Raw genomic sequence first — 21,637 nt, forward strand, 5'->3', positions numbered from 1 at the left:
CTATGCCGGGCTGAGGGCAAATGTCCCCAGCCCGTTTTTGATTAGCTGTATTTGCCGATTTGATACAACGCTTTTTCTTCAGCGACCTGCAAGTGCTGCTGATCGCCTTCCTCGTACGCATTTGGCCGCTTATGTGATAATAAATAAGCAAGCCTCTTCTGAAATTGAATACCTGCTTTACGCCGTTCAAACATTTCAAGTCTTTTCTCAGCAAAGTCCTTTGTCACCCGGAATACCGTCGCAATGGTTGCAAGAGCCTGACTTCTCCATTGCGGCAGTTCCATCTGCAACAGCATAAAGGTTGGCACACAGAAGTGGTACATAAATTGGTTCGCCTGGAATTCCTGCAGCTCCCTGAAGAGCTTGTTCATCTGAAAATGATTGCCTGCATGCTTTAATACGTGGCACAGTTCATGGCCAAAATCCTCCCATTGCTCTTCTTGGGACTTTTTTTGGTTCAATATGATACTGTACATGCCGTCGTATTTTACCATCATGCTTCCCATCTCCTCGAAATGAACCCATATATCAAGGTCGTTTGCGATTTTCAGCATGTCAATGTGATGGGGAGAGGTAATGCCCAGCCGACTGTATAAATTTTTTACGTATTCCTCCAGATGTGATAAGTAATCGCCCAATTGAATACTCCCTTTCGAACATATGTTCTGTTTGTAGCGAGAAAGAAAAGCCCGTTTAGGACTAAAAAAGTGTGTTGAAATCTTTCCCTTTTCTTTAAAAAATAAACACTTTTTTCTTTATATCGGTCTATTTTTTATATGTTTTAGAGAACAGAAAAAATATTTATTTGTTTTTCGGTTTCCGGTTCTTTTCTTTTTCTTTTAAATAGTTGATAAATTCAATGGCCTGCTGCTTGCTTTCCGGGGAAAAATCCTGCATATCCCGGTATGCGAGCTGCAAGTCCGGATCAGAAAACATATCATCCTCAGATTTTTTTTCTTTTCCTGTTAATAAGTAATCCGTTGTCACTTGGAAGTAATCAGCCAGCTTTTGCAGTGTGTCGTAATCAGGTTCGCTTCGCCCATTTTCATAATGAGAATAGCGTGCGCGCGATACACCGATGTGAGATGCGATTTCTTCCTGTGTCCTTTTCCCTCTGAGACTCTTCAATCTGCTGCCTATCATACTATGACCTCTCTTTTTTTAACTCCCTAAGTTACTTACGATTATAGATACAATCTGTATCAAAATAAAGTTATGATAAAAAAAGTATCAAAAATAACTTGATGATACATAATGTATCGTTTATACTTGGTAACAGTTGATACGAATTGTATCAAAAACAAATCGGGAGAGTGATCACATGCATCCGATTCAAATCGTTTTTAGTGAAAATCCGATAGATCAGCGTCATCTCGGACAATCCGGCGGCTCCATTTCTTTTACGGCATGCGGCCTTCCGGTATTCCATTTTGAAAATCGAGAACAATTTCAAGCGTACTTGCTGTTAAAAGAAGAGGTGAAACGCAATGAAAAACGATAAAAGCTATCCTTTTCCGATGTATTCAGGGCTGTTGAATTCAGAACATTATGACAAAATAGGATCGGCTCTGTGGCTGTTTCTCTGGTTTATCAGCTCAACGACAAAAGAAATTGAAAAGGACGGCGTGAACTGGGGAATTGTGCTCGGCCATAAGCCGTTAAAAGCGAAAGAGATGGCAGCCTTATTCGGTGTTAGTGAAAAAACAGTCAGAAGATGGCTGGAGCTTCTTGAAAGCCATGGATACATAAAGGCTGCCCGCGCGCCATACGGACTCATGATCTCTGTAAAGCATTCCAAAAAATTCAGCTTCAGATCGGACAAAACGGAACAACGCAGCGATAAAGAGCGGTCATTTTCGCCGCTGGCACTGGACAAAGAAGACCGCTCTAATATAGATAAAACAAAAACATATACTGCTGCTGATGATGCAGTGGATCACATAGCGAAGCGGTTTACACAATTACGGTCGGCTCAAGAAGGACGCACCGTGTATCCTTCCTCCAGAGATTATCAAGCCATCGCCCGTATTGTCGCCATCGGCGTTCCTGTTACGCAAACAATCAAATGGCTTGAGGAATGTTTTCAAGCTTTTGAAAACCGGCGAACAGCTGCTTCTGAAACGATAAAGGCCTTTCGCTACTGTTCGAAATTCATCGAAGACCGATTTTTCGCGCAGCAAGCCAAAAAGACCGTTGCAATACAACATGAGAGGAATGAAAGTAATGACAAAACATACAATCGAGCAGATTTTAGACGAGCTGAGAAAAGGGAGACGTCCATTACTGGCGGACAAACCGGCCGAATCAGACGCAAGCCGGTATGATTGCCAGAGATGCAAGGATCAGGGGGGATATCTCAGCCGGCAAGACGGTCTGGAAGTATGGACAATGTGCAGCTGTATGGCAGAACGAAAAGTGAAACGGCTGCTGGGCGCCAGTGAAATTACCCCTGCCTTCAGACAGCTTGGCTTTCATGAATTCCGCACCCAAGGGAAGCCACAGGCCGTCAAGGACGCGTTTGAATGCGCCAAAGAGTTTGTGGCGGATTATGAACACATCAAGGACAGCCGGAAAAACAGCATCGCCCTTTTGGGTCAGCCCGGTTCTGGGAAAACACACCTTCTTACTGCTGCGGCTAATGACTTGATGAGAAAGCGCCATGTGCCGGTCATTTATTTTCCGTTCGTCGAAGGCTTTACTGATTTAAAAAATGATTTTGACCTTTTGGAAGCTAAGCTGAACCGAATAAAGCAGGCAGACGTGCTGTTCATTGATGATCTCTTTAAACCGGTAAACGGCAAACCACGCGCCACTGATTGGCAGCTGGAACAAATGTATTCCGTTTTGAACTACCGCTACTTAAATCATAAACCGATTCTGCTTTCAAGCGAGCTTACGATTGAAACGCTTGTCCGGGTTGATGAAGCGATCGGCACGAGAATCTATGAAATGTGCAGTGATTATTTAGTGATTATCAAAGGAACAGCGTATGACCTGAATCATAGATTGGAGGGCATCAGATAATGTGCAAGCTCTGTCATGCAAAGAAAGTAATTGTTGAACATACCGGGATCGGAGCGGTTTTTCATCCATGTCCGAACTGCCGGTCCGGCAATGATTTAACGCCGGTTATTCAAAGGCTGGAACAAATGCTGACAGCCGGAAAAGCGGGGCTGAATGCCCGTGATTAAACAGCTGGCTGCTCTGTTCGCTTTGCTGTTTCGGGCGAAGCGAACAGAAAAAAACATCGAACAATGGTACAAGGATGACGGGAAGTGAAGCAGATGCAAGAAACAAAACAATTTGAAATGAGTCCTGCGCCGTGGCGTGCTGTCGCATGCGGAGATACGAAGCCAATTTATATCTATTCTGCTTACAGTGAAGAAGAAAAAGAGAGATTCCCTTATTCAAATGGCCGGCTGATCGCCGCTGTATTTGACCTCAGCTCTTTTTCGCAAATAAGCAATGCCAACTTGATGGCAGCCGCACCTGAGCTGAAGGAAGCGGCTAAAGCGGCGCTGGATTTTCTGAACGGGAACTCCGCCCATTCCAAGGAGCACATCATAAAGGTATTAGAAAAAGCTAACAAAAGCGCTGAACCCGAAAGGAAGGAAAAGACATATGATCAACCCTAAAAAACTTGTAAATATTGATTCCATCACGCTCGACAGCCAGCTTGAGGATGGAAAAATCCGCGTTATTATAGTCGACGGCATAAAGAATGAAGCCTGGATCACAGAAGCTCCAGAGCACGGGAAAACGCTTGTTGAAACGAGAAAGGGAGACCTTGCCCGAGTAGAATTTGAAATCGGCTACAAATTAAACTAAAGCGAAAAAAGAATACGTCCAAGACGGAAAGCCTGCGGACACTGATCAACATGCACAGCATTTGTGCGTTGATTGGTGTCCGCTTTTTTTATTGCATAAATGAGGAGGAATCATAGAATGCAAGACTTATTATTTGAATATAAACGCACATTAAAACAAACAAGAACACTTTATAAACCGCTCGCTGAAGCAGATGAATCAGTGCTCTCAGCTGAAGACATGAAGGATAAAAAGATTATCAGAAACATCATCACAGACCTCGAATATGTAACAGAATGGCTTGAAAAAGGAAGACAGCCCGGCATCAGACGGGCGATTGACCGGCGTGATGCGTATCAGCGGCTGATGATCAAAGATCCAAGAATCATAGAATCATTTTCTGGCAATATGATGTTTGAGCCGGACGGACAGGTATCTGAGGAAGACAGGGACAGAATCCGTGAAGCTTTATCCCTTTTAACGGACAGGGAGAAAGAAATGTTTTTGCTGCATAAGGTAGAATGCTTTTCTTATGAACGCATTGCTGATCTTCTTGGCGTCAAAAAATCAACTGTGCAGACGACAATCAAACGGGCTCTATTAAAGATGCAAAGACAGCAGGAGGAAATGAACCGATCACTTGCCTGAAGCTTGTCATACGTTTGCCACCTATAAGTGAAAAGAGCATGACACATAAGCGGCCGGCATTACCGGCCGCTTTTATGAATAGAAATCTATGCTGGAGGTGGCGGTGATGCCGTAGCATGAAAACACAACAAAGAGAACAAGCATTAGCAATCTATCAGCACCATCAGGGAAATATCACAAACCGGGCCATTGCAGACACAATCGGCGTTTCGGCGAAAACAATCAGCATTTGGAAAAAACAGGACAGGTGGAAAGAAACCTTGTTTTCTGAAAACGGACATAAGCAGCGCCGCATAGAAAACGATGAATTAAATGAACGGCAGCGGCTGTTCTGCCTGTACTACGTAAAAAGCTTCAATGCGACACAATCAGCGATCAAGGCGGGCTATTCTCCGGACAGCGCCCATGTGACGGGCTGCCGACTGTTAAAGAATGAAAAGGTTGCCGCTGAAATCAGGCGGATAAAAAAAGAAATGGTGAATGAAGTGTTTATTGAAGCGATGGACGTTTTGCAGGTATATGTCAAAATCGCGTTCGCCGATATCACGGATTATGTGACCTTTGGCAAAAAAGAGGTGCAGGCCGTCGGGAAGGCAGGACCGCTGTTTGATGAAGATGATAACCCGATCATGAAGGAAGTCAGCTTTGTCGATGTCAAAGACTCCGGTCTTGTTGACGGCACCATTGTCACGGAGGCAAAGCTCGGCAAGGAAGGCATCGCCATTAAGCTTGCCGATAAGATGAAAGCACTTGAAAAGCTGTCATTATACTTTGATTTGTTTCCGGATCAATTTAAGCAAAAAATAGAAAATGAGAAGTTAAAGCTCGCGAAACAAAAAGCGGATAAAACTGATGACGGCCGCGAGCCAATTGAAATCATGATCAAACGAAAAGAGGACAAGGCATGATCGTAAAAGAAATCAATCCTCATTTTGAAGATTACGTGTTCAATTGGGAGCAGACGTACCAGTTTCTCGTCGGCGGCTACGGCTCATCTAAAAGCTATCATACCGCATTGAAAATCGTATTAAAGCTGCTGAAGGAAAAGCGGACGGCGCTCGTCGTCCGCGAGGTGTTCGATACCCACCGGGATTCGACCTTCGCTTTATTTGAAGAGGTGATTGAAGAGCTTGGTCTCACGAAGGCAGCCGCAGCACTTTCTTCCCCGCTTCAGCTGCGGTTTCAAAACGGCAGCCGGATCATGTTCAAAGGAATGGACAACCCGGCGAAGCTGAAATCTGTTCACAACATTTCATTAATATGGATTGAAGAGTGCTCTGAGGTGAAGTATGAAGGCTTTAAGGAATTAATCGGCCGTCTGCGCCACCCTGAGCTGAAGCTGCACATGATTTGCACCACCAATCCCGTCGGCACCTCCAATTGGACATACCGGCATTTTTTTCGGGATGAACGCAATCAGCGGTTTGTGCTGGATGACAGCGAGCTTTACGAAAAGCGGACACTTGTCAGGGGAGATACGTATTATCATCATTCCACGGCAAACGACAACCTCTTTCTTCCGGAAAGCTATATCAGGCAGCTTGACGGACTGAGGGAGTATGATCCAGACCTTTACCGAATTGCCCGAAAAGGCAGGTTCGGCGTTAATGGAATCAGGGTGCTGCCGCAGTTTGAGGTGCTCCCGCACGACCTTATCGAAGAGCATATTGCGGCCATCAGCCAGCCAATCCTTCGCACGGGCATGGATTTTGGTTTTGAAGAATCCTACAATGCTGTTGTCCGTCTCGCCGTCGATCCCGATAAGAAATATCTCTACATTTATTGGGAGTATTATAAAAACAAAATGACAGATGACAGGACGGCTGAGGAGCTGCGGGAATTGCTTGAAACACAGGAAATGATCAAAGCCGACTCCGCTGAGCCGAAAAGCATTCAATATTTCCGCCAGCAGGGTTTTCGGATGGTCGGAGCCAGAAAGTTTCCCGGCTCCAGGCTTCAATATACCAAAAAGGTCAAACGCTTCAAAAAAATTTTCTGTTCGGACCGCTGTGAAAATGTCATCTATGAGCTCAAGACACTGACGTATGCCAAAGATAAAAACGGTGCGCTGATTGAGGATGAATTCACGATCGATCCGCATACGCTTTCTGCCATTTGGTATGCGCTTGATGATTATGAGGTCGCAGATGTGAAGGAGACAGCGCAAAAACGAATCCGTCCGAACCGAGAAAGGAGAAGGTCATAAATGCCGCACAATCAAACAGTCAGAGCAACCGTTTTAAAAGCCAATGCATCTGCTCCTCAGACAAAGCAAATTTATGAAGACGACTTTTCTGATTTGTACGGAGAGGATATCATCGCTCCGCCCTACAATATCACCGAGCTCAAAACAATTGCTGAATACTCAACCATTCTTCAGCAATGCATTGATGCGTACAGAGTGAATATTACTGGTTTTGGTTTTGATGTGGAGTACACGTTTGATGTCAATGCCACGGAGGTCGACCAGGAGAAAAAGAAGAAAGCGGAAAAAGACTGGGCCAGACTTGAAGCCTTTTACAAATGCCTTCACTTTGATGAATCTGCTGAAATGATTTTAGGCTATGCCATTGAAGACAGGGAAAAAACCGGAAACGGCTTTATGGAAGTGCTTCGCGACGGAATGGGAAAACCGGCCGGCATTGAATATTTGGATGTGAAATATATGCGCGTATGCGGGGCCGGCGAGCCTGTCGAAGTATCTTTTATGTATGAAGAAAATGGAAAAGTGAAGAGAATTAAAAGGCAGAAACGGTTTCGGAAATTTGTGCAGATGATCAATGGAAAAAAAGTATTTTTCAAAGAATACGGCGATCCTCGAAAGATGGACATGCGCACGGGCGAATATGTCAGCACACTGGCTGAAAAGCACCAAGCAAATGAAGTGATCCATCTTAAAATCGGAAGCGGCGTATACGGCGTGCCCCGCTGGGTAGGCAATATCGTCAATTTATACGGCGCCCGGAAAGCGGAAGAGCTCAATTTTATGTACTTTAAGCAGGGGCGTCACGTACCCGCTGCGATTACAGTGGAAAACGGGATGCTGTCTGAAGCGTCTTACCGGGAGCTGCAGGCGTACATGAATGACCTTGAAGGTGTGGAAAACGCCCATAAATTTCTTTTGATTGAGGCGGAAGGCATCGCGAAGGAGAAGGATCTACACGGCGGTGAAGATATCACGCCGGTTTCTGTGGAGATCAAATCTCTTGCGGAAATCCTGCAAAACGACGCCTTGTTTCTTGAATATGATGAAAAAAGCAGAAATAAGCTGCGCTCTGCTTTCCGTCTGCCCCCGCTTTATACGGGAGAAGCTCAGGAATACAACCGGGCTACGGCTGATACAGCGAGAAAAATTACGGAGGAACAGGTGTTTCAGCCAGAGCGGAAAACGCTTGTCAACAAATTGAACACACTGCTTTTGCCGGAGCTGAATCTTCATGATGTGAGGCTGACATTAAAAGGACCGGACTTTCGTGATCCGCTAGAGATTGCGAAAGTGCTCGGTCCTTTTATTACGGCTGGAGCCGTTTCGCCAAATGATTTACGAGACCTTGCCGGACGGGTGCTCGGCAAAACGCTTGAGGAGTGGCCGGAGGACGTTTACAAACGCCCTGCCGGACAGGATGCTGAAAAGACGAATCTGACAGCACTTATGCAGGAGCTGAAGGACAGCATCGAAGATATCAAAACGTCCTGAAGGGAGGTGAATCAAGCAGGTGGCGCGGGAATTGAAAAATGCCAAAATCAGCTTTGTCAGCTATGTGGACAAGGCGGCAAACCAGACAGAATTTTTCTTTGCGAAGTCAGCCGAACCTCCGTCATTTGAAAAAAAGGTTCGGCTGTTTACGAAAAGCCAGCAGGATGAACAAAAGCTTGTATACGGAATTGTGTATGAGCCTGATGTTCCAGATGCCCACGGCGACTATATGACCGCAGAAGAAATTGAAAAAGCGGCGCATGGCTTTCTTGCAGACGCGCGGGAGATTGATATCAATCACAGCTTTGAAGGCGGCACAGGCGTGGTCGTTGAATCCTATGTTGCGCCCGATGATTTTATTATCGGAACAAAACGGATTACAAAGGGCTCGTGGGTGCTTGTGACAAGAGCGTCAGATGAGGTGTGGGAACAGATCAAAGCCGGCATCATCACCGGCTACAGCATGGCGGGCACTGCGGATGTACATGAAGAAGAACCGGTTGAAAAAGCCGGATTCTTAAGCGTGTTCAAGCAGCTGCTGGCCGACAAAACAGGAAAGGAGACTGAAGACATGAGGAAAGAAGACATGAGGGAATCAATCGAGCATGCGCTGTATCCGTTACTCAAACGGCTGGAGACCATTGAAAAAAACACAGAAACAGAGGAAAAACCGGAGCAGACGACGGGAGATGACGAGCGCCTGAAGAAGCTCGTTGAGGACATGATTGCCCCGCTGATCGAACGCATTGAAGCCCTGGAAAAAGCTCGGGGAGCCTCTAAACAGACGGCGGACGATGCGGCCGGCAATACAGAGCAAGTCAAAAAAACAATCTGGAGCGGACTGCTGTAAACCAGTCAAAGAGGAGGAAATCAATTGAGAAATCAAGAGATCATTCGGAAAGCGGAAATGTCGCTTTCTGCTTTAAAAAGCGGCGGGCTCATGAACCCTGCACAAGCATCAGCTTTTATCCGCATGGTGCAAAACACGCCGACCATTTTCAGTGAATCCCGCGTGATTCAAATGGAAAACGATTCACAAAAATTTGAGAAAATCGGCTTCGGCCAGCGTATCTTACGTGCAGCTCAAGAAGGAAAGGCGCTGACAACAGACGAGCTGACGGTTCCGACGACCAGCACTGTCCAGCTGAACACAAAGGAAGTCATTGCGGAAATTAACATTACGTACGACACGCTCGAAAACAATATCGAAAAAGGCGGACTGCAGCAAACGATCATGCAAATTTTAGCAGAGCGGGCGGCAGTTGATATTGAAGAGCTGATCGTAAACGGAGATACGGCATCAAAAGATCCATACCTGGCGCAGCTTGACGGGATCCGTAAACAAGCAGTGTCCCACATCGTCGATATGAACGGTGAAGAACTGTCCAGAGCGACATTTAAAAAAGGCTTAAAGGCTGTTCCGCCAAAATATTTGCGTATCCCTCAGGAATTCAGATTCTATACCTCTCACGGCTTAGAAATTGAATGGAAGGACCGCGTGGCGGACCGTCAGACAAATCTTGGGGACCAGGCTGTCCAAGGCGGCTTGTCCACAGCATTCGGCGTACCGGTAAAAGGGGTATCCAATATCCAGCCGTACGCAGTCGGAGAGGGAGACGCGCAATATGATGCGTCTGATATCATTCTGACACATCCGAAAAATATCATTCTCGGCTTCTCGCGCAATATTCGAATCGAAGTCGACAAGGATATCCGCTCCCGTAAGTTCATCATTGTCTTAACAGCCAAGCTGGACAGCAAATTCGAGGAAGAGGATGCCTGCGCTAAATTAATTAACGTAAAAGAATAATAGAAATGGGGTGGCCAGCTTATATGCTCATCGAACCGACTGACATCGTTTCTTATTCGGTCTATGACCAGGTGAAAAACAGGCCGGAAGAACTGCTGGCGCAGGATATCATCGAGGCGGAATCGGAAGCTGCCCTCATTACAGGGCACAGCTTTACAGACAGCGTCTACGATCCGCTTCCTGAAAAGGCAAAATTAGCTTTGCTGAAGCTCGCCCAATACTTTGCGCTAGTAAACAGCGACGAATCAGCGGCATCAAGCTATCAGTCTGAGAAAATGGGGGATTACTCCTACACGGTTTCCGGTGAAGCCGGTATTCAAAAGCCCGATGTGTATCATTTGCTGGAAGAGTTTATCCAACCGGATTATGTTCCGGAGTCCGCCAGATTGAAGGTGCGGTCGTTATGAGCTATCAGCAGATGCTGATCCATCGCTGTGATATTTATCATGAAACAGCGCAGTCGCCGCTGGCGGGACGATTCGGGATTCCGGCGGACAAGCTTCAGCCGGTATTTTCATATCCGGATATACCCGATGAAGAAAATGTCCCCTGCTATTTTACAGAAAAAACGCAGCAGCTGATTCAGGAGGAGCCTGATCAAACCGTGTACCACAGCTTTCTTGTCCATTTTCCAGGATCTTCGGATATCCGTATGAACGACAAAATCATTTGGCAACACAACAGCTATATTCTGAAGCTGCCAAAAAAGATCAGACACCATCATTGGGAAGTCATTGCTGTCAGGGATGAAAGTCTATGAAGATAGCGGGGCTTAAACAGCTGAACGCATCGTTAAAAGAAGCGGCATCCGGCGGTTTTTCCCGCGAGGCGTCCCGGTGGCTTGAAGAGTGTGGGCAAGATTTTCTGGAGATCGTACAATCTGAACTCATCAGCACGCAAACGATAGATACAGAAAAACTGCTCAGCTCCTTTCAGAAAGGCTCAGAGGACAACCTCTGGATGGCACAAAGCGGCGGACTCTCACTTGAGGTCGGGACCCAGCTTGAATATGCCTCTTTTCTCAATGACGGCCACTGGACGTTAAAAGGAGACGATGTGAGATGGGTGCCGGGGCATTTTCAAGGCTCGCGGTTTATCTATGATCCGGCTTCTTCCACAGGCATGGCACTTAAGAAAAAATGGATACCCGGTACGGGCTATTGGGAGCATGCACTGCTTCTATATGAAAAGCTGTTTGCAACATCAATGGAACATAAATTGCGCCAGTGGCTGAAAAAGATGTAAGGAGGAGCGGGATGAACAGCGAAACAGGATCGATCATGGCTTTTTTGTACAGCCAGTGGTCTGTTCCCATTTATGAAAGCCAGCTGCCTGATCAGTTTCAAGTGCCGTCTTTATATGTCCCTGCGCCATCTGTTTTTGAAGAAACAGATACGGTCTCCACATTTAAAAAAACCTACAGTCTCAATGTGAAGCTGTTTCATCTTGACTCCGTGCAGGCGCTGGATGAAGCGGACAGGCTCGCGGATGCCATCAGAGAAGCGAGAAATATGGTTCCGCTGCTCAGTGAATCCGGTGAGAAGACGGGGGATATGGTTCGCATCACCCGAATCGAGACGAGGGTAGGAGACAGGGGCGAGGCGGTCATGGTGATCAGGTGGAGCAGCCGATATTATTATCACAAAACAGAACAGCCTGTCTTACAGGATATCGACATGAACAGCGGGGTGAAGTAGCGGTGGCAAAGCAGAAACAAGCGAAGGCTGTACATACAGAGAGCCGGGAAGCTCTTTTTGATACAGCGGATTTGATCAAGCACGCAAAGGAGCTGTTCGGCGTTAAGCCGGAGATCCTTCAGGGGGCTTTATTTGGCGTGGACAAAACACGTCTGGCGAAATCAGAGGCCAGTCAATTGATACAAACATTTTTAACTAAGGAGGTCATGCAATAATGAATGGCGGAACATTTACAGCAGGAACAGAAAAGGAACGTGCAGGCATTTATTTCAATTTTAAAACGACGGCACAGGAACGGGTGTCACTTGGTGAACGGGGGACGGTCGCACTTCCGGTTGCATCAAGCTGGGGCGAAGCGAAAACATTCGTCTCTATTTCAAGCGTGGAGGATTTAAACAAAAAAGTGGGTCTCAGCATCGACGATCCATCTTTATTACTGTTGCGTGAAGCGAAGAAAAACGCGAAAACGGTATTGATGTACCGTCTCACTGAAGGCGTCAGAGCATCTGCCGATATTGCCGAAGGCGTTAAAGCGACTGCTTTATACGGCGGATCAAAAGGGAATGACATCATCATCCGCATCAATGAAAACGTACTGGATGCAGCGGCATTTGATGTCACAACGTATATGGATGAATCAGAAGTGGATAAACAGACTGTCAAAAAAGCTGAAGAGTTAACAGCGAACGGCTATGTGACATTTACCGGAACAGGAGATCTTTCCTCTTCAATTCCGCTGACTGGATCAGAGGGAGACACGGCTGCCGAGACGCTGAACGCATCTGCGGGAATCCGTTTATCCGGCGGAACAGATAAAGCCCCGGTCAACTCAGACTATACCGATTTCTTGGCTGCGGCTGAAACGGAGAGCTTTGATGTCATCGCTTTGCCGGTTGCAGAAGGAGATCAGCTGAAGGCGACCTTTGCCGCATTCATTAAGCGTCTGCGTGACGGCCAAGGGCAAAAAGTTCAAGGGGTTACAGCTAACTACAGCGGTGACTATGAAGGCATCATCAACGTGACAGAAGGTGTGCTGCTGGAAGACGGAACAGAAGTGACACCGGACAAAGCAACAGCTTGGGTAGCAGGCGCAAGTGCGGGAGCAACCTTTAACCAATCGCTGACATTTGTGGAGTATGAAGGAGCCGTTGATGTCTTAAACCGCCTTGACCACGACACGATTGTGGAACGCTTAGGCAAAGGCGAATTTTTATTCACATTTGACGCCCGTGATAAATCGGTAAGCGTTGAAAAAGACATTAACTCACTTGTCACGTTTACGGCTGAGAAAAACAAGAAGTTTGCGAAAAACAAAATCGTCCGTGTCTTAGACGCCGTCAATAACGATTTAACACGCGAGCTGAAAGCCTTAATTAAATCAAGAAAAGGCAGCGGAAGCGATATTCCGGCGTCTGAAGACGGACTTCAGTATGTGAAAACGATGATTACGCAATACATGACAACGCTTCAGGATGCGGGCGGCATTATCGGTTTTGATTCTGATGAAGATATCACAATTTCAATGAATGAAGATCGTGACGGCTTCTTGATTGACCTGGCTGTACAGCCTGTCGACGCAGCAGAAAAATTCTACTTTAATGTGGAGGTAAACTAATATGGCATTAAAAGCACAAAACACGATTTCAGGTAAAGAAGGACGCTTATTTCTCGATGGCGAAGAAATGGCGCATATCAAAACATTTGAAGCAAATGTGGAGAAAAACAAGTCTGAAGTAAACATTATGGGCCGCCGCATGACAGGCCATAAAACAACAGGCGCAAACGGAACAGGCACAGCGACATTCTACAAAGTCACATCAAAATTTGTCATCCTGATGATGGACTACGTCAAAAAAGGCAGTGATCCTTACTTTACGCTGCAAGCTTTGCTGGATGATAAGTCCTCCGGAAGAGGCACAGAACGAGTCACACTTTACGATGTAAACTTCGACTCCGCCAAAATCGCCAGCCTCGATGTTGATTCAGAAGCGTTAGAGGAAGAAGTTCCGTTTACATTTGAAGACTTCGACGTGCCTGAAAAGCTTTCTGACACGTTTTAATCAAAACTGAACAAGCCATACGCAGACCTTTCTCAGAAAGGTCTGTTTTTTAATGATGAAATCAATTTAAAGATAAGGGAGTTTTTTACATGAGCGAGAAGAACGAAAACGTATATGATCTTTCCTTTTTTATGCCGGGAAAAACAATCGAAGCCGAAGAAATCAAAGTGCCGATCTCTAAGCGTTTTGTTGATAAAAAAGGGGACATCGTACCATTTATATTTAAAGCGATCACGACGGAGCGCATTGATGAATTAGAGAAAGAAACAACAACTTATAAAAATGTCAAAGGCAGAGGCCGTGTAAAAGATTTAGACAGCCAGCGCTTTTATGCCCGAATCGCAGTTGAATCAACCGTTTATCCGGACTTCCGTTCAAAAGAGCTTCGAGAAGCTTACAAAACGGCCGACCCGGTAGAAGTTGCGAAACGCGTCCTCTCAGTTGGAGGCGAATACGCAAACTGGCTCAACAAAGCGATTGAGATTAATGGTTTCGAAGATGAATTAGAGGATCTGGAAGAAGAAGTAAAAAACTAATCAAGGATGGGCATAAAGAAGCCGTGTATCTCTACTATGCGATGCACGAGCTTCATTATTCTCCATCGGATTTATTAGAACTGTATGAAGCGCCCAGAAACTTTAAGGCGCTTTTGTATGGACTGATTGGATATAAGCTGGATCTTCTTGAAAAACAAGCTAAGAAAGGAGGGGCATCGTAATTGGCAAAGCTGACAGCAAGATTTGAAATGGAAGACCGTGTAAGCAAAAAGTTAAGAAAGATACAAAATGGGTTTAGAGCACTTGAAAAGTATAGAAAAATGGCACAGCGAAATAGCGCTATTGATATACGAAAAGAAAGCAAAACTGTGTTAAGTACAATTGATCGGATACAAAAATCAATAAAGAAAAAGCTTGGGGCCCAAACGATATCCATTTCAGCTGAGGATAACGCCAGCACTGTCATTCAGAAGGTTCAAACTCAATTGCAGGGATTGCCGGCATCGGTATCTATTAAAATTGGCGCTAATGATCAAGCAACAGAAAAGTTTGAACGATTAAGAGAGTTCGTTGCGGGTTTCAAAGGCTTTACGATTATGCTGAGTGCGGAAGATCAAGTTTCGCCAGCTGTGCAAAAAATACAGCGTTATATGGAAACCGCACTTAAAAATGGTTACTCTGTTACGATACGCGTGATTGATCACGTCATGAAAACAGTCGGCCGCATTTCAGCAGGCATTGGTGCACTTACACAAAAAGATAATCAAATTCAGCTTACTTTGAATGATCAGGTATCAAAAAAGCTGGATGAACTTCAGAAGAAAATTGATAGCTTTGGGAAACTAAAGACAGCTGAGAAAACCGCTTCCCCATCAGCTAAGAAAGCAGAGAGCAAAAAGGGAGAGGAAAAAGAAGGCGGTTCCTTCTGGGGAAACCTCGTTGAAGAAGGTAAAAAGAAGATCAAAGAAAAACTAGATGAAAAAGTAACTGAATATAAAGAAGCCGTTATTGATCGTGTTACTCAAAAGTTTGAAAAGTTTAATCCAGAAAAAATACTGGATGATAAGTTTTATGCTTTATTAGATAAAGTGTTCGGTCCCGAAGAAAAAACTCCGGCAGAAAATGCGTGCTGCTGCAACGGATTGAACCCAGGAGCTGGAGGAGCCGCAGAATCAGGAGGCGGAGGCCTTTTAGATTCATTTATTAGTGAAGGTACAGTCGGTATCAGCAACGCGATTGAGGAATTAAAAAATACCTTTTTGAAGGAATTTGAACACTTTACACCCGAATCGATCACCTCAAAATTAGAATCATACACAGAATCCATTACATCTAAAATGACTGCACTAGCTGAGAAGTTCAGTCCGGATACGATTTTAGCAGAGCTGGATAAGTTTACAACATCGTTCATGGGAAAAGTGGATGAGATCGCGACGAAGTTCAGTCCAGAGACGATTTTGACAGAGTTGGATAAGTTTACAACATCGTTCATGGGAAAAGTGGACGAAATCGCGACGAAGTTCAGTCCAGAGACGATTTTGACAGAGCTGGATAAGTTCACAACATCGTTTATGAGTAAGGTGGATGCGATTGCGACAAAGTTCAGTCCAGAGACAATTTTGACAGAGCTGGATAAGTTCACAACATCGTTTATGAGTAAGGTAGATGCAATTGCGACAAAGTTCAGTCCAGAAACGATTCTGGCACAGCTGGATAAGTTCACAACATCATTCATGGGTAAAGTGGACAAAATCGCAAGTAAATTTAGTCCTGAAGCCATTTTTAAGCAGCTTGACAAGTTTACAGGCTCCTTTATGAAAAAAGTAGACGAAATCGCAAGTAAGTTCAGCCCTGAAGCCATTTTTAAGCAGCTTGATAAATTTACAGATTCCTTTATGAAAAAAGTGGACGATGTCGTAAGTAAATTCAGCCCAGAAACCATTTTTAACGAACTGGATAAGTTTGCAGATTCCTTTATGAAAAAAGTGGACGATGTCGTAGGTAAATTCAGCCCAGAAACCATTTTTAACGAACTAGATAAGTTTGCGGATTCCTTTATGAATAAAGTGGACGATATCGTAAGTAAATTCAGTCCAGAAACCATTTTTAACGAACTGGACAAGTTTACAGACTCCTTTATGAAAAAAGTGGATGATATCGTAAGTAAATTCAGTCCGGACGCAATTTTCACTAAAGCGGAAGACTTTGTAACAAATATTGTTGACAAAATCTCTGAAAAATTCGATTTCCTCAACCCAGATAAAATCGCGAATAAAGCAGAAAAGTTTTTTGATAATATTGTCTCAAAAATCGCGAAAAAATTTGAGAAATTCAGCCCTGATAAAATTATTGAAAAAGCGGCGGAATTTTTTGAAAAAATGATAAAAGGCATTGCTGAAAAACTGGGGAATCTGGATTTTGGAGGACTGTTTGGCGGCAAATCCAGCGGAAGCAAAGGCAAACAAAGAGCCTCAAAAGCCAATACAAATCATTCAACTTCAAACAACTCAAACCGCACTAAAAAACCTTCGATGAACCAAAAAGCGTCAGGTTCTAAATCGAAGAAATCAGGCGGCAAATGGGGCGGAGCTTGCGGATGCTGTTGTGCCGGTATCAGTACAGGCAAAAGCAAAAAAGTCAAAAATAGAAACGGTTCATCAAAGAAAGGCAATCAATCAAATCCTGTGAATACGCCTAAATCGGCAAAAGCAGCTAAAGGCGGATCAGGCAAAGGTTTTTCAGGCCTTCTGAAAACATTGGGAGAATCAAAAGGTTTGAAGGGCGGACTGAAGGGTTTAAAAGGAGCCGCAAAAGGAATACCGGGATTAGGCGAAATTTTGTCTCTAACTGACTTAGCTGGAATCAATAAGGATAATGCCGGTGAAAAAGTAGGTTCAGCCGGCGGAGGTTTAGCCGGAGCAGCTGCCGGAGCGGCTATTGGAAGCGTTGTGCCTGGAGTGGGAACCGCTATTGGCGGTGTTGTAGGAGGAATTGCCGGCACTTTCGGTGGTGAAAGTTTAGGGAAGGCATTTGATGCCGGCGCACTGAATGATACATGGAACAGCATTACAGAGGGAGCGCAAAATGCTTGGTCAGCCATTCAGGGTATTTGGGGAACTGTATCAACATGGTTTATGGACAATGTTTGGACACCAGTATCATCCGCAGTTGTGGGTGTGGCTACAAGTATATGGTCAAATATTGTAAACGCATGGACCACGATACAAACAATCTTTAGTACCGTGGCAACATGGTTTATGGATAATGTTTGGACACCGGTATCATCCGCGGTTGTCGGTGTGGCTACAGCGATATGGTCTAAAATTGTAAACGCATGGACTACGATTAAAAATGTGTTCAGTGCAGTTGCTTCATGGTTTATGAGCAATGTATGGGAGCCAGTCAAATCGGCTGTTATCGGAGCGGCAACCACTATCTGGGATAAAATGACGGGCGCTTGGGATAAGGTTAAGAGTGTTTTCAGTACAGTATCAGGATGGTTCATGGATACAGTTTGGAACCCAGTTAAAAATACAGTCTTAGATGTAGGCAAGGGAATATCTGATGCTTTCCAAAAAGCTTTAGATACGGTCAAGAACATTTGGAAGGGTCTGAGCGGCTGGTTTAAAAAGAATATTCAAGAACCTCTTACTAAGGTTGGAGAAACAGTTTCGGATGCTTTTTCTAAAGCGTTCGGCTGGGTAAAGAAAATTTGGGATAAAGCAGGCGGCGTTGTCTCAAGCATTGTCAACTTCGTAACTGGCGGAGGAGACCCGGATGACTATAAAGGAGAAAAAACTAAAACTGATAAAAATGCCACAGGCGGCTACATCACCAAACCAACCATTTCATGGATCGGTGAAGCCGGCAAGGAATTCGTTATCCCAGTTGATAATAACCGAGGCAGAGGTAAAATGCTTCTCTCACAAGCGGCGTCTAAACTTGGTATGCAAGTCGTAGACAATATGGGAACCGCTTCGTCTTCTGCTGGAAGCCCGGTATCTGTATCAAGAGGAGCTGCTGCCAGTCCGTTATCAGGATCAGCCTCTCCATCAATGGACACTGCAAATCTGACAGGGCAAGCGTCCACACTCGGACAGCAATTTTCAGAAGGCTTTGGTAAAGGCATCAGCAATCAGCCGGTCAAAATGGAAGATTGGAAAAAGAAAAACATCAATACGCCATTTACACAAATGATTTCTTCTTCACCAAATTACGGAAAACAGATGGTAAGCGGCTATGCTAAGGGGCAAAACGGCACAGCAACCGGAACAGACGGCTTTTTACAATCAAAAGTCAAAACACCGTTCCAAGCTACTGTAAATAAATCTTCATCATGGGGAAGCGGTACAATCAAAGGGTTTGCTTCAGGACAGAATAGTTCCCAAACCGGTACTGATCAATATGTAAATACACATGTGAATAAGCCGTTTTTGCGATCTAAAGAATCATCAAATGGCTGGGGAACCGGTATGATCGGGAATTTTGTATCAGGTATGACTTCAAAAGCAAGTGAAGTCCATGAAGCCGCCAAGGAACTCGCGAAAAAAGTTGAGAAGGCTTTCCGTGAAGAATTAGATATCCATTCGCCTTCTCGAGTTATGATGAGTCTTGGCCGCTTTGCCTCAGTCGGTGTTGTAAAAGGCCTGGATTCTGTCGATGTGAAAAAATACGCTGAAAAGCAAGCTGGTTCACTGGCTGCTGCTTATTCCGGAATGGGAGCAGTGGGAGGAAATGTGAAACAGTGGCTTATGGCTGCAATGATGGCCACAAAAACACCATTGAGCTGGCTCTCGGGATTAATGACGATTGCACAGTATGAATCAGGGGGCAACCCGAACTCTATTAACCTGTGGGATAGCAATGCGAAGGCGGGAAATCCATCCCAAGGGCTCATGCAGACAGTCCCGACCACTTTTAATGCACATAAAGCGCCAGGCATGGGTAACATTAGAAACCCGATTCACAACGCTGCTGCAGCGATCGGCTACATTAAAAGCAGATACGGCTCAATTGACAATGTGCCTGGTATTAAAAGCTTGAGACGTGGCGGACCGTATGTTGGATATGCCAACGGCGGACTGATCACAAAAGAACAAATCGCCCGTGTCGGTGAAGGAAACAAGCGGGAATGGATCATTCCGGAGGAGCGGGGCATTCGCGGCCGCTACCTCCTTCAGAGAGCAGCCCAAGCTTTAGGAATGGAAGTAACAGATCCATCACAAACTCAGCAGTCTGAGCTTTCATCAGGACAAGTTTCAGCAGCCGTTACTTCCGGATCCCGGCAAACGGTACAAACAGCCGGAACGAAAGAAATAAAGATTGAATTCAATGGCGACCAGCATTTTCATAACGGACAGGATGCTGACAGTCTAGTAGCTAAAATCAGGCAAGCATTACTTGATGAATTACAAAAAGACATTAACACCGGAACAAAGGGGGTCGTGGCTTTTGACTAAGTCTGTCTATGAATTTTGGATATCACAGGGGAAGGAAAAGCTGCGATTTCCCGTTCTTCCCGAGACAATTGACGTATCTAATAGCTTACAAAATGACTCAGTAAAAATAACAGGGCTGGGTGAAATCACATTTATTGAAGAGCCCGGAGCTAAAGAAATCTCTTTTTCTTCTTTTTTTCCAAAAAGGTATAGCCCGATAGCTGAATATCAGAATATCCCTTCTCCAGAGAACGCCATTGTTAAAATTGAAAAATGGATGAAGGCGAAAAAGCCTGTCCAATTTTTAATTACGGGAACAAAAATCAATATGACATGCAGCATTGAAAGTCTTAAATACAGTGAAGGAGACAAAGAGATAGGAGATAGGGATTTTGATATTGTACTGAAAGAATACAAAACCGCATCACCCCGAAAAATCAAGCAGAAGAAAAAAACAAAGGCAAAACGCCCGTCGAAGGCGTCTCCGAAAACCTATACAGTGAAAAAGGGGGACACGCTTTGGGACATTGCCGGCAGATTTTACGGGAACAGCACGCAATGGCGCAAAATTTGGAATGCCAATAAAACAGCCATGATTAAACGAAGCAAACGAAATATCAGGCAGCCGGGCCACTGGATTTTTCCCGGCCAAAAATTAAAGATACCGCAATGAGACAGGTGATGTATGATGATAGAATTGTTTGTCATTAAAGATACAGAATGGCTTGAGCTGGTAGCGGAAAGCGTGTCGCTGGAGGGGCACCGCTTTCAGGCGCCGCGCTCCATAGAAGCGACCATCGTCATCAAACAGGGCGACCATACGTATTACAGCGTCACAGAAGGAGATACCGTCTTGTTTAAATGGAAGGGAAAAGAGCTTTTCCGCGGGACCGTCTTCGCCCGAACGCCTGATGAACATACGCTTGCCTTCAGTGCTTACGATATGCTGCAATATCTGGTCAAAAATCAGGATGTGTACGTGTTTTCCAACCAGCGTGCTGACCAGATGATCAGGAGGATTGCCAATGATTTTCAGATACCGACAGCCTCGATTGCGAACACAGGCCATACGATCAAAAGCCTTGTCATTAAAAATGATACGACCCTGTATGACATCATCTTAAAAGCGTTGAAACAGACGAAAAGCCAGACAGGACGGAATTATCAGCTGTATTCGGAAAAAGGAAAGCTCGGCCTGCGCGCTTGGCCAGATCCGGCAGAGGTATGGGTGCTGGAAACCGGAGTCAATATTACGGGCTACCAATACAGCACGTCTATAAATGATACCGCTACACGAGTCGTACTGCGCCGCCAGAAGGATAATAAGACGTATAAAGCGTCTGCGAAGGACAGTTCAGGCTTAAACAAATACGGCGTGCTTCAATATACGGAGACTGTAACAGACGAAATTAACCAGGCGCAGCTTCAGCAGAGAGCTGACGTACGCCTTGCCGAAAAAAAGGGCGTAAAAAAAGAACTGAAAAATATTCAGGCAGTCGGCATTCCAGAAGTGCAGAGCGGCTTGCCTGTTTATATTTCCATTCCGGAGGCCGGGATTAAGAAAACCTACTGGGTAGATACAGATCGGCACGAGTTTAAAGGAACGAAACATACGATGACCATTGATGTAGTCGAAAAGAATACGATGCCGGAAGGGGTTTCCTGATGAGATTGAGTGAAGCCATTAAACATTTGGCCGTCGGTGCGGTTGATGCTGAATCTCCGGTGGAGCTGCTCCCCGCTGAGGTGGTTTCGGTTTCTCCTGTTGAAATCAAATTAAAAGAAAACAGCAAACTGATCATACCGGCTGACGCCCTCATCATCCCAAAACGGATGCAGTCCGGAGGAGACGATGCACTCGAGCCGGGGGATCGCGTCATGGCCGCGGCTCTGACTGGCGGGCAATCGTTTTTTATTTTAGATAAAGTATAGACAAACCGCTTCGGCATGAAGGGGTTTTTATTTAGCTTGTAAAAAGGAGTG

At 45.1% G+C, this 21,637-nt stretch carries 26 protein-coding genes and 1 pseudogene; 25 read left to right on the forward strand and 2 right to left on the reverse strand.

The window, feature by feature from the left end:
• Positions 1-41: 41 nt before the first annotated feature.
• Together HC660_RS06875 and xre are read right to left on the reverse strand one after the other, a co-directional pair.
• Positions 42-638 (reverse strand): ImmA/IrrE family metallo-endopeptidase, encoded by a 597-nt coding sequence (locus HC660_RS06875; protein WP_010333884.1) that lies wholly within the window; start codon positions 636-638, stop codon positions 42-44.
• 163 nt (positions 639-801) lie between these two features.
• Positions 802-1,143 (reverse strand): HTH-type transcriptional regulator Xre, encoded by a 342-nt coding sequence (gene xre / locus HC660_RS06880; RefSeq protein ID WP_168747492.1) that lies wholly within the window; start codon positions 1,141-1,143, stop codon positions 802-804.
• 178 nt (positions 1,144-1,321) lie between these two features.
• Here xre and HC660_RS06885 point away from each other — a divergent pair, with 178 nt between their 5' ends.
• The 25 genes and pseudogenes from HC660_RS06885 to HC660_RS07005 all read left to right on the forward strand — a co-directional run bounded on the left by HC660_RS06885 (position 1,322) and on the right by HC660_RS07005 (position 21,586).
• Complete coding sequence (locus HC660_RS06885) at positions 1,322-1,501, forward strand: YjzJ family protein (RefSeq protein WP_168747493.1); 180 nt, start codon at positions 1,322-1,324, stop codon at positions 1,499-1,501.
• Positions 1,488-2,324 carry a DeoR family transcriptional regulator gene (locus HC660_RS06890; RefSeq protein WP_168747494.1) on the forward strand — a complete coding sequence of 279 codons (837 nt, stop codon included), beginning with the start codon at positions 1,488-1,490 and terminating at the stop codon, positions 2,322-2,324. Before HC660_RS06885 ends, HC660_RS06890 begins: the two co-directional genes overlap by 14 nt.
• Complete coding sequence (locus tag HC660_RS06895; RefSeq protein WP_168747495.1) at positions 2,224-3,024, forward strand: ATP-binding protein; 801 nt, start codon at positions 2,224-2,226, stop codon at positions 3,022-3,024. The genes HC660_RS06890 and HC660_RS06895 overlap by 101 nt, the downstream gene beginning before the upstream one ends.
• Positions 3,024-3,191, forward strand: a complete 168-nt coding sequence (locus HC660_RS06900; protein WP_168747496.1) for a hypothetical protein — start codon at positions 3,024-3,026, stop codon at positions 3,189-3,191. The genes HC660_RS06895 and HC660_RS06900 overlap by 1 nt, the downstream gene beginning before the upstream one ends.
• Before the next feature lie 93 nt (positions 3,192-3,284).
• Positions 3,285-3,635: an XkdD/Y8K6 family phage-associated protein gene (locus tag HC660_RS06905; protein WP_410034137.1), complete on the forward strand. Its 351-nt coding sequence runs from the start codon at positions 3,285-3,287 to the stop codon at positions 3,633-3,635.
• Entirely contained in the window at positions 3,622-3,828 is a 207-nt protein-coding gene (locus HC660_RS06910; protein WP_168747498.1) for an XtrA/YqaO family protein, read from the forward strand. The genes HC660_RS06905 and HC660_RS06910 overlap by 14 nt, the downstream gene beginning before the upstream one ends.
• Before the next feature lie 117 nt (positions 3,829-3,945).
• The gene (locus HC660_RS06915; RefSeq protein ID WP_168747499.1) at positions 3,946-4,455 is read left to right on the forward strand and encodes a sigma-70 family RNA polymerase sigma factor; all 510 of its coding nucleotides are present in this window, start codon (positions 3,946-3,948) and stop codon (positions 4,453-4,455) included.
• A gap of 116 nt (positions 4,456-4,571) precedes the next feature.
• Positions 4,572-5,363, forward strand: coding sequence for a terminase small subunit (locus HC660_RS06920; RefSeq protein WP_168747500.1), 792 nt, complete (start codon positions 4,572-4,574; stop codon positions 5,361-5,363).
• Positions 5,360-6,661 (forward strand): PBSX family phage terminase large subunit, encoded by a 1,302-nt coding sequence (locus HC660_RS06925; protein WP_168747501.1) that lies wholly within the window; start codon positions 5,360-5,362, stop codon positions 6,659-6,661. Before HC660_RS06920 ends, HC660_RS06925 begins: the two co-directional genes overlap by 4 nt.
• Positions 6,662-8,152: a phage portal protein gene (locus tag HC660_RS06930; protein ID WP_010333897.1), complete on the forward strand. Its 1,491-nt coding sequence runs from the start codon at positions 6,662-6,664 to the stop codon at positions 8,150-8,152.
• Positions 8,153-8,171: 19 nt separating this feature from the next.
• Positions 8,172-9,002, forward strand: coding sequence for an XkdF-like putative serine protease domain-containing protein (locus HC660_RS06935; RefSeq protein WP_168747502.1), 831 nt, complete (start codon positions 8,172-8,174; stop codon positions 9,000-9,002).
• A 21-nt stretch (positions 9,003-9,023) separates the two neighbouring features.
• Positions 9,024-9,962, forward strand: a pseudogene (locus HC660_RS06940) (phage major capsid protein); the annotation flags it as partial.
• Between the two features lie 23 nt (positions 9,963-9,985).
• A complete protein-coding gene (gene yqbG, locus HC660_RS06945) occupies positions 9,986-10,369 on the forward strand; it encodes a protein YqbG (RefSeq protein ID WP_010333900.1) in 384 nt (127 codons plus the stop codon).
• Complete coding sequence (locus HC660_RS06950; RefSeq protein ID WP_168747503.1) at positions 10,366-10,722, forward strand: YqbH/XkdH family protein; 357 nt, start codon at positions 10,366-10,368, stop codon at positions 10,720-10,722. The genes yqbG and HC660_RS06950 overlap by 4 nt, the downstream gene beginning before the upstream one ends.
• On the forward strand, positions 10,719-11,207 hold the full coding sequence (locus HC660_RS06955) for an HK97 gp10 family phage protein (RefSeq protein ID WP_168747504.1): 489 nt from the start codon (positions 10,719-10,721) through the stop codon (positions 11,205-11,207). Before HC660_RS06950 ends, HC660_RS06955 begins: the two co-directional genes overlap by 4 nt.
• Positions 11,208-11,218: 11 nt before the next feature.
• Positions 11,219-11,659 (forward strand): phage tail terminator family protein, encoded by a 441-nt coding sequence (locus HC660_RS06960; RefSeq protein WP_010333903.1) that lies wholly within the window; start codon positions 11,219-11,221, stop codon positions 11,657-11,659.
• Positions 11,660-11,661: 2 nt separating this feature from the next.
• A complete protein-coding gene (locus tag HC660_RS06965; RefSeq protein ID WP_168747505.1) occupies positions 11,662-11,874 on the forward strand; it encodes a YqzN/YkzM domain-containing protein in 213 nt (70 codons plus the stop codon).
• Positions 11,874-13,274, forward strand: a complete 1,401-nt coding sequence (locus HC660_RS06970) for a phage tail sheath family protein (RefSeq protein WP_168747506.1) — start codon at positions 11,874-11,876, stop codon at positions 13,272-13,274. Before HC660_RS06965 ends, HC660_RS06970 begins: the two co-directional genes overlap by 1 nt.
• A gap of 1 nt (position 13,275) precedes the next feature.
• On the forward strand, positions 13,276-13,719 hold the full coding sequence (locus HC660_RS06975; RefSeq protein WP_168747508.1) for a phage tail tube protein: 444 nt from the start codon (positions 13,276-13,278) through the stop codon (positions 13,717-13,719).
• Positions 13,720-13,808: 89 nt separating this feature from the next.
• The gene (locus tag HC660_RS06980; protein ID WP_003327445.1) at positions 13,809-14,255 is read left to right on the forward strand and encodes a phage tail assembly chaperone; all 447 of its coding nucleotides are present in this window, start codon (positions 13,809-13,811) and stop codon (positions 14,253-14,255) included.
• Positions 14,256-14,296: 41 nt separating this feature from the next.
• Positions 14,297-14,437 carry a hypothetical protein gene (locus HC660_RS06985; protein ID WP_072692631.1) on the forward strand — a complete coding sequence of 47 codons (141 nt, stop codon included), beginning with the start codon at positions 14,297-14,299 and terminating at the stop codon, positions 14,435-14,437.
• Positions 14,438-19,675, forward strand: a complete 5,238-nt coding sequence (locus tag HC660_RS06990; protein WP_168747510.1) for a transglycosylase SLT domain-containing protein — start codon at positions 14,438-14,440, stop codon at positions 19,673-19,675. It begins immediately after the preceding gene.
• The gene (locus tag HC660_RS06995) at positions 19,668-20,327 is read left to right on the forward strand and encodes a LysM peptidoglycan-binding domain-containing protein (RefSeq protein ID WP_010333907.1); all 660 of its coding nucleotides are present in this window, start codon (positions 19,668-19,670) and stop codon (positions 20,325-20,327) included. Before HC660_RS06990 ends, HC660_RS06995 begins: the two co-directional genes overlap by 8 nt.
• A gap of 15 nt (positions 20,328-20,342) precedes the next feature.
• The gene (locus HC660_RS07000; RefSeq protein WP_168747511.1) at positions 20,343-21,320 is read left to right on the forward strand and encodes an XkdQ/YqbQ family protein; all 978 of its coding nucleotides are present in this window, start codon (positions 20,343-20,345) and stop codon (positions 21,318-21,320) included.
• Positions 21,320-21,586: a DUF2577 family protein gene (locus HC660_RS07005; protein WP_168747512.1), complete on the forward strand. Its 267-nt coding sequence runs from the start codon at positions 21,320-21,322 to the stop codon at positions 21,584-21,586. The genes HC660_RS07000 and HC660_RS07005 overlap by 1 nt, the downstream gene beginning before the upstream one ends.
• Positions 21,587-21,637 lie beyond the last annotated feature (51 nt).

It is taken from the genome of Bacillus mojavensis (assembly GCF_012648005.1).
GTDB lineage: Bacteria > Bacillota > Bacilli > Bacillales > Bacillaceae > Bacillus > Bacillus mojavensis.